Origin of the sequence: Microcoleus sp. AT9b-C3, from assembly GCF_036705485.1 — a bacterium.
Lineage (GTDB): Bacteria > Cyanobacteriota > Cyanobacteriia > Cyanobacteriales > Microcoleaceae > Microcoleus.
Window position 1 is genome coordinate 60,476 of sequence record NZ_JAUBUR010000016.1, and the last position, 12,005, is coordinate 72,480.

Here is a 12,005-nt window from a genome sequence, read left to right on the forward strand (position 1 = left end):
TCTACCAGGGCTACTACTAATTTATCGCCTCTTTTTGGCAAATTCAATTTATTAAAACAACATTACTTTTTTTAATATTTTTACTTCCCCGGTTATGTCGGGGAATTTGTTTTTATTAGTCATTAGTCATCAGTTATGGGAAATCTCTTGCTGAAGAGGTAGGAGTGCAGCATATATTTATAATGATATTTAACATAGGGAGTAGCATAATCAACGCCAAGTTGTTCAAACTTCAAATTGTGAAACTTGAGGGGGCGGAAGATGGATAAAAAATGACAATTCATCTACCCAGAGACAGAAAAAAAATTAAAATAAATATACTCATCATACTATTCTGTTTTATTGAATACTTCATAAGAAGGAAGCATCAAATTTGAGTTATATATAAAATTGGGGCATAAGTTGATGTAGATAGAAAGGGAAGGATTCCTATGTTACTTTACAAAATTGAAGATTTTAATCCCAACTACCGCGAAGCGGCTTTTAATGGCGAAGATATCAAAGGCCTGGATATCTATGCTGGAAATACCGATGAGAAGATTGGCTCCATCGATACCGCGCTAGTTGATGAGACAGGACGTTTCCGATATTTTGTTGTTGACACTGGTTTCTGGATATTTGGCAAAAAGGTATTAGTTCCAGTTGCTCTTTGTCGAGTGGATGTTGGTGCAGAACGCATCTACGCGACGGGTTTGAGGAGTAAAGACCAAGCAGAAACACTACCCAGGTATGAGGATGGGATGGTGGTTGATTACGATTATGAAGAACAAGTGCGGGGTGTTTATCGTACTCTAACTGTAGAAGGGTCTGCACCAGTAGAAGCATCATTGCCTTTAGAGGCATCTGCACCAGTTTCTATGCCGCGTTCTGTCTCTAACCAAGCTAGGGCTGCTGGTTATGACCGCAATACCTACACTTACGAACAAGAGCCTCAATTGTATCAGATGAACGAGCGCGAGCATCACAAATTCCGACTCTACGAAGAACGACTGGTGGCAGAAAAAAGCCGTCACAAAACTGGCGAGGTAGCAATTGGCAAGCGAGTTGAAACCGAAACGGCACGAGTTTCAATTCCAACAGAAAAAGAGCGAGTGGTAATTGAGAGTGTAACTCCAGGAAAGACAGGTGCGTCCGTCAATCGGGATACTCCCTTCCAGCAGGAGAAAGTGATGCGAATGGAAGTTTACGAAGAAACTGCTGATCTCAAAAAAGAAGCTTTTGTGCGCGAAGAAGTTAACATCAGGAAAGAAGTCGAAACCGAGATTGTTGAGGCAACGGAAACACTGCGTCGTGAAGAGTTGGACGTGAAGAGGGAAGGGCTTCATTCAGTTGACAGTTGACAGTTGACAGTTGACAGTTGACAGTTGATAGAGACCTCTACCTGGAAGTCCGAGGATTGGAGTAATGAATAGTCTTCTTTTAATTTCTCCCGCTTATGGGAGAGGCTTTAAACCAATTCTTTCTGGTTAGAGTGCGAATGAATTTAACAAGGGTTTGTAGTTAGTTGCGCTGTCTTCGCCCACATGAGCTGGGTCAGCTAAAAAGCTGGCAAGATACTTTGTTTTTAGGAGGGTTTGGTTCTATCGGTGGGGCAGCGATTTTCTATGCCATGCTGGCGCTACGTAAAACCGGATTAGAGTCAGCTTGGGTCATTAGTAGCCTAATTATTTGCGCGTCACTAATCGCCCCCGGCTTTACTGCTGTGCCGTTGGCGAAAGCTTATGCTAAAATGCAGCGTAAAAGACAAGTTCTAATGATTTGGTAGGTAGATGAAGACCCCCAACCAGGCAGAAAAACAAGCCATAGAACAAGAGCAAAGCGAGATTTTTCAACAGCTAGAAGATTGGCTGGAAGCTCCCATGCTGGTGCTGGCTTTTGTGTGGCTAGCCCTCTTTACTATTGAATTAATTTGGGGATTAAACCCAGTGCTAGAAGTCGTTAGCACTACTATTTGGATTATCTTTATTGCAGATTTTCTAGTTAAATTTGCCTTGGCTCCCCGCAAAATTTCCTATGTCAAAAGCCATTGGATAACGGCTTTTTCTCTGCTGTTGCCTGCTTTGCGTACCTTGAGGATTGTACGAGTTGTGCGAGCATTCAAAACAGCACGGGCTGTGCGAAGTTTGCAGTTGTTGCGAGTTATGACGGGTACGAATCGAGGGATGCGGGCATTAGCTGCGAGTGTTAGCCGTCGCGGATTTGGTTATGTCGTAGGACTAACGATAATTATTACCTTGGTAGGTGCAGCAGGGATGTATGCTTTTGAAAAAGAGGTCGCCGATGGTTCCTCCGGGTTAAATAATTACGGCACAGCCTTATGGTGGACGGCTATGCTAATGATGACAATGGGTTCGGAATATTGGCCCAAAACGCCAGAAGGTCGGATACTTTGCCTTGTTCTGGCACTCTATGCGTTTGCGGTTTTTGGTTATGTAACTGCGACCATCGCCACATTTTTTATTGGTCGCGATGCAGAGGATGACGAAGCAGAATTAGCAGGAGCGAAATCAATTACAGCACTTCAAACTGAAATTGCTGCCTTGCGGGCTGAGATTCAGCAATTATTGAATCAGAATTCAAAGTCTTGAATTAGGTAGATGCCAAGATCAACTTTTTGTCAGCGCTGGCACTACTTTTTCGCCAAACACCTCAATAAACTGCTCTTGTTCTCGGTTAACGTTGTGCAAAATTAGTTCATCAAACCCTAATTCAATATCTTTTTGCAACCACTCAATATGCTGCTCTTGGTCGGCAGAGATGCGGACGTGTTGATATAACTCATCTGGTTGCACAAACTCCCCGGCGGCATCAAATTGATCGGGTGTTATCAGTTCTGTCAACATTTTGCTTTTGAAGATGTTACTACGCCATTGATCGTGAGCGCCTTGTAGTGCTTTCTCTGCATTACTGTCATAGGAAAGCTGCACTTTCAAAATCATTGGTTTCCCTTCTCCGCCACCGCGACGAAACGCATCGACGACTTTTTTTAACTTTTCAGGTGGGCGAGAAGTAGTAATTAATCCATCAGCCCAACTGCCTAACCATTCTGCAGTTTCTGGGGTAACTGCCGCGCCGATAATTAATGGGAGAATTTCCGGGCGCGTATAGAGTTTTGCATCTTCTACGCACACTAAACCGCGATGGGTGACGGTTTCTCCTGCCCAAAGGGCGCGCATAATATCAACACATTCTTTGAGGCGTGTGTTGCGATCGATCTTAGTAGGCCACTTATCCCCAGTAATATGTTCATTCAAGGCTTGACCGCTGCCAACCGTGACCCAAAAACGATTGGGAAACATTTCTGCCAACGTTGCCGCAGCTTGGGCAATAATAGCCGGATGATACCGCTGTCCGGGAGCGCAAACAACCCGATAGGAAAGCGTCGGCGTTGCTTGCATTGCTGCACCCAACCAAGACCAAGCAAAACCACTTTGTCCTTGCGCTTCACTCCAAGGATGAAAGTGATCGGAAGAAAGGGCATGGGTAAAGCCAGCTTGTTCTGCCATTTGGACATATTTCAGCAGTTCGCTGGGCTTAAACTGTTCGTGGGAAGCGTGATAACCAATTTGTGCCATAAGTTTTTAGGAGTTTTGAGTTGAGTAGGGGCGATGCCTTCGTGCCCGCGCTGAGTTTTGAGTTAAAATATCCAGACTTAAAAGCAGGTGATTTAATCAGGACGCCTTGTAAAAGTTTTGAGTTTTGAGTAGAACATTATTTTTAATTGATCAAAAATAATGTTCTACTCAAAATTCATAACTTTCTGTATAACGGCCAAGGTTATGAGCCTAAAATTCGCCGATAGCGAGCTTCAATTACCGAGTAGATGCCATAGGCAATTAAACCCAAAGGTACTAGAGCCAAAATCACCGGACTAAAAGGCTGTTGTGCCAGAATTGCCAACACCTCGCCCAATCCCTTCGTTTGACTAGCATCCGATAGCCTTGCTGCTTGAATTAAGAAAAAACCGATTATAACGAAAACAACTCCACGGGCAGCAATTCCGAATCGACCCAACCGTGTCGCCCACTTTTGCTCGGTTGGACTCATTTCATCTAACTTGAAATGGCGGCGAAATTTTGCTTTATATGCTTCGTAAAAATAAGAAAATCCTACACCAATAACAATTGATCCTGCCAATCCTACCAGCCATTGTCCAAACGGTTGCGCTAAAATTTGGGCGGTCAAATCTTCGTTTGTATCGTTATTACCACCGCCCGAACCCATTATCAGTTTTACAGCCGTTAAAGCCAAACCTGCGTAACCTAAAGCACTTAAGGCGTAGCCAATGCGTTGGGCAATTCGCTTGGCATCCAATTTGTCTCCTTGGTGTTCTGGGTCTAGAATTGTCTGAACGATACGCCAAAGGGCATAACCAATAATGCCAATCGTTACCAGAAATAGCAGAAATTTACCGAACGGTTGGTTAACAATTTCTGATAATGCACCGCTAGTATCGGTTGTCCTGCCACCCATACTAAAGGCTGCTTGTGCTGCTAGAAAACCGACAATAAAGTAAACTAAGCCTTTGGAAGCATATCCCAATCTTGCCAGTCGCTCAAACCAGGGATGAGAAGCTGCCTGTCCAATTGAGTTTTTAATGCTGTCGGTGGGTGAGTTGTCCCGTTTCATATTTTTTATACTTTAGTTGTTAACGACTGCTGGCATAGGCAATGGTGCATTCCTTTCCAGTTAACTGAGTTCTTAAACAAACGATTTATATTATCATTTATTAACTTAATAATTAGCTTATTTAGAGATTTTTTTCATCTGTCTTGAGCGGGAGTGTCAGCGGTTGATTGATTTAGAAATTTCACATTAATTGGACTTGACAAATATAGCTTTATCGGTTATTGACGGGCTTCCCTGATGGAGCAGTCTCCCAGCGGTCTAATATATCTTTGATTAAAACTTCTTTAACCCAAATTTGAATAACAATTAGAATTGGTAGCGCTAAAAATAAGCCCAAAAAACCAAAGAAAAATCCGAAGGCTGTCAAGAGAGTTAAGGTGTAAGCGGGAAGCAGAGATACCTGCTTTTTCATAATGATAGGTGTGACAAAGTTGCCTTCTATTTGTTGAATTAGGAAATAAAGCAACAACACCGCGCCTGCTTTTGAAGGCGAATCTAATAAAGCCAGCAGCAGCGGTGGAATTACGCTGAAAATTGCGCCCACATAGGGAATTAAGGCTAATATGAATGCCAGAAGCCCGTTCACAAAAGGCAGCGGAACTTGCAAAACAAACAAACCAATAATGCTCGTAATACCAATAAAACTCATGCTTAATGCAACGCCTGCCAACCAACCCATTAAACCCTCTTCGCATTTTGAGAAAATTTCATCGGCTCGCTGACGGTAAAAAGCTGGAAAAAGGCTGATAATTGCGTGGCGGTATGGCATCGGATTTACCAGAAGCATGATTGTCAAAACGGTAATTAATAAGGTATTGAGAATCAAGCTTAGATAGTTGGAAAACAACAGATAAATATGCGAACTTGTCCACCGAAAAAGCGTTTGAATTTCTTGGGTTAAATCGTCAATACTGGGAAGGTTATCAAAAATTTGTCCGGGTAATCTTGCTTGCAACCAATAGAACCCCACTCGCAGTTGTTCTATTCCTAGCTGGACGAGTTGTTCCAACTCTTGAAATTGAGCGCTCAGGCGCGTTACGATGAGAGTTAGCAAAACAGCGCTCGCTGTTAGTAGAATCGCAACTGCTAAGGCGATCGCCACTCCCCGCTTAGCACCCGACTGCTGCAATCTTCGCACTAAACGGTTGAGAGCGATCGCTAAAATTACGGCAGTAAAAAACAGTAAAACAATCGTTCTAATTTTCCACAAAATATAGAGGGACGTTACCAAAGCAAAAAAACCGAGCCACTTTCCTAAACCCACAACAAAAGCCTCTCTATTCACCAACACTTAACTGGATCAGGGAGATTTTTTTGGCTAAACTTTCTACAGCGAGAGTGAGCGATCGCATCAATTCCGAATCCTCACTGTATTCTGCAGAAGCCAAATTTATCAGGCGCTGACTTTGGCTAATTTCTATTTCCTGACTCCAATCTTGGCGGGTACTATCTTTATAGACCCCAAAATCCCGCAGATTGAACTGAAAGCCGGAGCCACTTGCATGATTGTGCCAAGGTAAAAATCACAGCAGGTTTTTGCTAATTGCAAATGAAGGTACGCGCCAAGCCAAAAAAACTGCTGCTCGTCCCAAAAAACGGCAATCTTCACCACGACTGCGATCGCACTCAGGCTTGACTAGGTTCTCAAGTTTGAGAGAGGACTTTTCCTTCCCAATTACAGCGAGCGAACCAGCTAGAAGCATCCACAATCGCATTCGTGGTTGAATTTTTGAATGGGTCAGCTTTTCTTGTACTCAAGGAATTAATTTTGTACAAAGATGCCTCCTAAGACTGCCACTCTTACATTTTTACCCTACACCTATGTATTGGAAAGATTATGCAAAATTAAAGCAAATAGCCAAATATCTTCCTTAAGATATATTGCTTTTACATTCAATTTTAAAATCACCAAACTTAAGATAGATGCTGCACGGCTAGTTTTTCTCTACACAGACTTTTTAGAAAAACCCAAAGCTCATTCTCAGGCTAGGCGCGTCGCTGTTGTTTAGTTTGTATCCTGAGAACTATGAAGTTCATATAATTTAACAAGAGCGAGATGACACAAAAATGCGATCGAGCAAGCCAAGCAATAGAATTGCTTGGTCAAGAAAAGTTGGAACTAAGCGATCGCGATCGTGAAGAGATCATTGAGCGCATACGTCCCACTGCCTTAATCATTCACGAAACGATTAGGATTGAGGGTGAAAGTGAGTTGTGCCGTCCTGTTTCAGCCCTAGCTTGGTCTGGATTAGCCGCAGGACTATCTATGGGATTTTCCCTAGTGGGTCAAGGTGTACTCCAAGCAAATTTACCCCAGCAATCTTGGAGTTCCATCATTGTCAGCCTTGGGTACAGTATCGGCTTTGTCATCGTGGTGATGGGGCGTCAGCAGTTGTTCACTGAAAATACCCTGACTGTCATTCTGCCTTTGTTAAGCGATCGCCGACGCAAAGTTTTTATGCGAGTGCTGCGATTATGGGGAATCGTGTTAGCAAGCAATTTGTTAGGTGCATTCATATTTGCCTCAATAGTTGCACAGGCTGGAGTCTTCCCGCCTGAACTTCAAACAGCGTTTGGCGAAATAGGTTTAAGAGTTATCAAGGGAGGATTTTGGATAACTTTATTGCGGGCAATCTTTGCTGGTTGGTTAATTGCTTTAATGGTATGGCTTCTCCCCGCCGCTGAGTCTTCCCAACTGTGGGTAATTGTTATCATCACTTCCCTAGTTGGGCTAGGTGAATTTCCTCATATTATTGCCGGATCGCTGGAAATTTTCTATGCAGTGGCAATTAAAGCTGTTTCGTGGCCAGAATATTTTGGCCAATTCATGATACCTACCCTAATTGGTAATATTTTAGGCGGAGTCACCTTAGTCGCTGCCTTAAACCATGCCCAAGTTGCTCAAGATGATCTCTAGAAAATGATATCAAATAAACCCCATAAAGGGCATGGAGAACCCCAATTTCTATAAGAAGTCGGGGATGTGCGATCTTAAGATAGAAGGAGAGTGATGATGACTACAAACTGGCGTGGCTATCGAGTTGCAGCTTGGGTAGGACAGGCGTTATTAACAATAGCAGTAATAGCTGCTGTGAGTCAGGGGAAATGGCAAAATGCCTTGGGGTTAGCCTTATTCTTAGTAGCATCCCTGGCGTTTGTGGTGATGGACGATCACTTGCCAAGGCTGTTTGATTTCCTGTTTGTGCTGGCTGCCTTACTCAACGCCGGAGGCTGGGTTTTGGGACTGTTTTACCAACCGGGACTTTATGATGAAATTGTTCATGCTTTCACGACTTTTGCCGTGACTTTAGCATTGAGTTTTTTAGCATACAGTTCAATGCTGACTATTTTTCGCAACCATAAACTGCTGTACTTGCTAACAATAACCAGTTTTGGGATTGCGATTGGTGCTTTGTGGGAAATTGCCGAATGGACGGCTGGTATTGTTCTGTCAACCGAAGTGATTGAGAGCCTGAATGATACGATTATTGATTTGATTATGGATAGTTTGGGAGCTGCAATAGCTGCCTTAACTAGCTTATGGACGTTGCAAGAATGGATGCGCCCCAGTGCCGATGTTGGGAATCAAGAATCTATCGCCAATAGTGCGATCGATCGCAATTAACTCGCAAATTAATCATTTTTTCTTCAAACATCTTTCATCAGATAGATATTTTCTTATTGCCTCCGACAGATGGCAAGCTTTCGAGAGTTGAGGTTAAATAGAGATATAAGCAACATTTTGAAACAATGTAGAACACAGACAATCGATCTTGAGCAAAAGTAAATTTTTAATAATTTAAATTTTCTTTACACATTACTGCAAGAGGTTGGTTGTTGCGATTTAGGAGGATTTTATGAAAATAAAATCATTTTCAACGGCAATTGGACTGGTTCTGTTGGGTTCAACCCTTTATTTACCGGAAATTGCTCAAGCTAGTCCCCAACCCTCTATCCAAGTAGCTCAACGAAGAGTAGTCGGCTCGGAGATCGACAGTTTTACCGCGTATCCAGTAGAGCGATTAGATCCGGGAACAGAACTCTTTTTCGTGCTGCGAGGAGCCCCGTATTCGAGAGCTACCTTGACTATCCCAAATGCAGTGCAAAATCTGCCGATGCGGGAGGTTCAACCGGGAGTTTACGAGGCAAGCTACATGATTCGCGAGGGCGATCGAATTTCAGAAAATACAGTTGTGCGGGCAAATTTGCAACAAGGCGATCGCATCAGTAGCACCCGCTTGCAACAACCTCTAATAGCTGGTTATAGCGATCGTCGCTTTCAATCTTTGTCTATTAACCGCTTCACTGCTCGATCCGTACAGCAGTTAGATCCCGGAACCACGCTCAATTTCAAATTGATCGGCACTCCCAACGCTACAGCTAATTTCTCCATTGAAGGAGTTGCTTATAACATCCCCATGCGGGAAGAATCCAACGGCGTTTACACAGGGGAATATACGATCCGCAGCCAAGATTATTTCCCCCCAGCGGGTGCGGCGGTTACTGCTAGTTTGCAGTCGGGAAATCAAGTTATTCGTTCCCGTTTAGATCGAGAACTAATTGCTGGCGACGATGGCAATTTCAACACTGCCGAAATCCCGCTAGAAATTATCACTCCCAAAGAAAATGCTCGCGTCAGCGGGACGGTGGAAGTGGAAGGACGCAGCGCCCCAAATGCGACAGTTAATGTCGAGGTTCAGGCGAATTCTTCTGTAGCAGGTTTGTTTGGGTTTAAACGAAACATCCTCGAACGCACAATTCGGGCGGATGAACAAGGTAAATTCAGCTTTGCTTTTAAGCCGACCATTTCTCTACCAGGAACCCGATACGAGGTGAATCTCAGTTCTAGTAGAGGCGATCGCACCAGCGAAGAAACTTTGGTACTGTTTCAAAATTGAGCGGTGACTCGCGACTATTTGCCGCCAAAAATCGGGCAAACCCTGACTAAATTTGAAAGATTCCATCAGGAGATATCTATGTATGAACTAAATCGCTGGAAAAAAACGCCAGGGATATTACAAATCATCTCTGGAAGTTTATTAATCGCGCTGCCAACCGTTCCTCTTGTGGCATCAGCAGCTCCCGCTCCTACACTCAACTCCTGTCCTAGGATTGACTATGAAGAACCTTATAACAGTAATGTTCGGGTTTCTCAAGGATGTCCGCCTAATGCTGCAACTCAAAGATTGAATCAGCAAGAGTTGGGTCAAAATATGGTTCCTCCCGCGAGGCGAACCAATGTTACGCAACCACCTTTGCCAGAAACAAGACAGACTCCCCTTGCCACTGTCACACCAATGGCAGGTGAGGTGAGCGTGAAATTAACAAACAGCACAAATGCCCCGATTTCCTATCAGGCGATCGGGCATACTGAATCCCGAATGCTAGCGCGCGGAGCAGAAATAGTTCTGCAAAATCTACCAACGCCTGTGACTGTCACAATGGTGCGCGTAGATGGAGGGCTGCTGAAAGTTATACCCATGTCTAGTTCTGAAAAAGGGATGCTAGCAGTTTCCATAGATGAAACGAGTAACTTTGATGGCAATCAAGGAGTTTTAAGAATTCAACCTAACGGTCAAGTGTTTTTGAATTAGGCTATAAAAAGACCCGGTTTTGAACACAAATTCTGTAGCTTCATCAACAAAATAAACAGAAAAAATCTAGGAGGTTTTTCAATGGTTAATAATCGTTTGAACAATTCCACTCAAAAGCCGTGGAATGCTAAGGGAGGAGCGATCGCACTCGCACTAGCAGCTATCCTGCTTCCGGCTTGTACTACCCCACAGCGGGAAGCAACAGCACCTGCACCTGCACCTGGAGCACCCGCTTCGATTCCCACGACAACCGAGAATGTGGTTGATAACACAGCACAACTGCTTGGCAAAACTGTGACCATCCGAAGCGAACCAGTCAAAAAATTGGGGCCATCGAGCTTTACAGTTAGCGATCAGGAGTTTTTTGGCAACGAATCGATTTTGGTTGTCAATGCCACCGGCAAGCCTTTTGTGCTACCGGCTGAATCAGGTCAAGAAGTTCAAGTAACAGGAACAGTTCGCAATTTTGTCCTTGCAGATATTGAGCGCGAGTACAAATTAGGCTTAGATCCAAACTTGTACGCCGAGTACGAAAGTAAACCTGCGATCGTTGCAGAATCGATGGCGCTAGCCCCCACACCGGGGGAACTCACCTCAGACCCCCAAAAATACTACGGCAAGACACTGGCGGTAAGTGGTGAAGTCGAAAGCCTCAGAAGTCCAAACTCGTTCACCTTGGATGAAGACAAATTAATTGGCGGCCAAGACTTGTTAGTGATACACACCGTTCCACAACCAAGCGTGCGAGAAGGTGAGAAGGTTGCCGTAACCGGCGTGCTGCGTTCGTTTGTCCTCGCTGAACTTGAGCGGGACTACGATCTGCAATGGGATTTGACCTTGAAGCAGAAGTTAGAAGCCGAGTATACCAACAAACCTGTGCTAGTTGCTACAGGGGTATATCCCTCAGCCATTCCTGAGTAACCAATAGACCTCTGTCATAACTACTGCGGGGCAGGCATCCTGCCTGCCTTTAACGGGGTTTTCACAAGAAGTCTAATAGTTAACCACAAGGCGATCGCGATCGCCCGGAAGACAAGCAGAACCTATTTCTTACGTCGTTTGTTTTGATGATAAATTCAGCAATAAGGTGTATATAATGAATCAAGTTAATCAACCAGAACCCTTGTCGCAACCGCTGACCCAAAGCGAATTCGTCGCAACTTTTCGCTTGTTCAGTAGATTTAGCTTCTGGATACAGTTATTCTTGGGTGCTGTTTCCGGCATAGTTTTATTGTTTGCTATGTTGGGTCGCAACATGGGCGAACAAACCAATAATGCAGGTATTGGTTTCGGGGTATTTTTAGCAATAGTGGGCCTGTTATTGCTGGGCTTTAGAATATTTTGGGATTTTCGCTATAGGCTGTTAGGCAGACTTTTGCACGCCGAAAATGCCCAGGTCTATCCCAGCAAAGAACATATTACTCACACCTTACGGATTGGATTAGTTTCTAGTTTGGTGGGGGTATTAATCGCGTTTGTCGCTTCTGAAGAAACAGTTGCTGTAGTGCTAGCGAAAACTCTTAGTCAACCCCAAGCGCTCGCAGCTTATACGCCAGAAAATGTGATTCGTTCCCTAGATATTTTTGTGACGATGGCAAACGTCAATCTGATTGGCGCTCACTTTTTTGGAGCTGTTACTTCTCTTGGGTTACTCAATTGGGTAGAAGAGTAGTTGGCAGCAGGGGCGATCGCTAAAGGCAAACACAACTCCTATGCCGTCAAGACTTACGAGCGCTGACCGATTTAACTAATGTTTATGCTGGTGCACTGTCTTGGCGAAAG

General features: G+C 44.0%; 12 protein-coding genes. 8 read left to right on the forward strand and 4 right to left on the reverse strand.

The genetic code is table 11. The annotated features are described in order from the left end of the window. Positions 1-431 precede the first annotated feature (431 nt). Together QUB77_RS16110 and QUB77_RS16115 are read left to right on the forward strand one after the other, a co-directional pair. A complete protein-coding gene (locus tag QUB77_RS16110) occupies positions 432-1,340 on the forward strand; it encodes a DUF2382 domain-containing protein (protein ID WP_333174229.1) in 909 nt (302 codons plus the stop codon). 429 nt (positions 1,341-1,769) lie between these two features. Continuing rightward, positions 1,770-2,588, forward strand: coding sequence for an ion transporter (locus tag QUB77_RS16115; RefSeq protein ID WP_333174226.1), 819 nt, complete (start codon positions 1,770-1,772; stop codon positions 2,586-2,588). Between the two features lie 18 nt (positions 2,589-2,606). On the opposite strand, the gene QUB77_RS16120 is transcribed toward QUB77_RS16115, so the two are convergent. From QUB77_RS16120 to QUB77_RS16135, 4 genes are all read right to left on the reverse strand, one after another. After that, positions 2,607-3,575: a TIGR03885 family FMN-dependent LLM class oxidoreductase gene (locus QUB77_RS16120; protein WP_333174224.1), complete on the reverse strand. Its 969-nt coding sequence runs from the start codon at positions 3,573-3,575 to the stop codon at positions 2,607-2,609. A 202-nt stretch (positions 3,576-3,777) separates the two neighbouring features. After that, complete coding sequence (locus QUB77_RS16125; RefSeq protein WP_333174222.1) at positions 3,778-4,629, reverse strand: DUF1206 domain-containing protein; 852 nt, start codon at positions 4,627-4,629, stop codon at positions 3,778-3,780. A 211-nt stretch (positions 4,630-4,840) separates the two neighbouring features. Beyond that, positions 4,841-5,914 (reverse strand): AI-2E family transporter, encoded by a 1,074-nt coding sequence (locus QUB77_RS16130; protein ID WP_333174220.1) that lies wholly within the window; start codon positions 5,912-5,914, stop codon positions 4,841-4,843. Positions 5,915-6,152: 238 nt separating this feature from the next. Next, positions 6,153-6,332 (reverse strand): hypothetical protein, encoded by a 180-nt coding sequence (locus tag QUB77_RS16135; RefSeq protein WP_333295987.1) that lies wholly within the window; start codon positions 6,330-6,332, stop codon positions 6,153-6,155. A gap of 353 nt (positions 6,333-6,685) precedes the next feature. Here QUB77_RS16135 and QUB77_RS16140 point away from each other — a divergent pair, with 353 nt between their 5' ends. The 6 genes from QUB77_RS16140 (at position 6,686) to QUB77_RS16165 (ending at position 11,895) form a co-directional block, all read left to right on the forward strand. After that, positions 6,686-7,546 carry a formate/nitrite transporter family protein gene (locus QUB77_RS16140; protein WP_333174215.1) on the forward strand — a complete coding sequence of 287 codons (861 nt, stop codon included), beginning with the start codon at positions 6,686-6,688 and terminating at the stop codon, positions 7,544-7,546. A gap of 93 nt (positions 7,547-7,639) precedes the next feature. After that, positions 7,640-8,254 (forward strand): hypothetical protein, encoded by a 615-nt coding sequence (locus QUB77_RS16145; RefSeq protein ID WP_333174213.1) that lies wholly within the window; start codon positions 7,640-7,642, stop codon positions 8,252-8,254. A gap of 232 nt (positions 8,255-8,486) precedes the next feature. Then, positions 8,487-9,527, forward strand: a complete 1,041-nt coding sequence (locus tag QUB77_RS16150; protein WP_333174211.1) for a hypothetical protein — start codon at positions 8,487-8,489, stop codon at positions 9,525-9,527. 78 nt (positions 9,528-9,605) lie between these two features. Next, entirely contained in the window at positions 9,606-10,223 is a 618-nt protein-coding gene (locus QUB77_RS16155; RefSeq protein WP_333174209.1) for a hypothetical protein, read from the forward strand. Positions 10,224-10,304: 81 nt separating this feature from the next. Next, a complete protein-coding gene (locus QUB77_RS16160; RefSeq protein WP_333174206.1) occupies positions 10,305-11,144 on the forward strand; it encodes a hypothetical protein in 840 nt (279 codons plus the stop codon). Between the two features lie 175 nt (positions 11,145-11,319). Continuing rightward, on the forward strand, positions 11,320-11,895 hold the full coding sequence (locus QUB77_RS16165) for a DUF3611 family protein (protein WP_333174203.1): 576 nt from the start codon (positions 11,320-11,322) through the stop codon (positions 11,893-11,895). Positions 11,896-12,005: the final 110 nt, after the last annotated feature.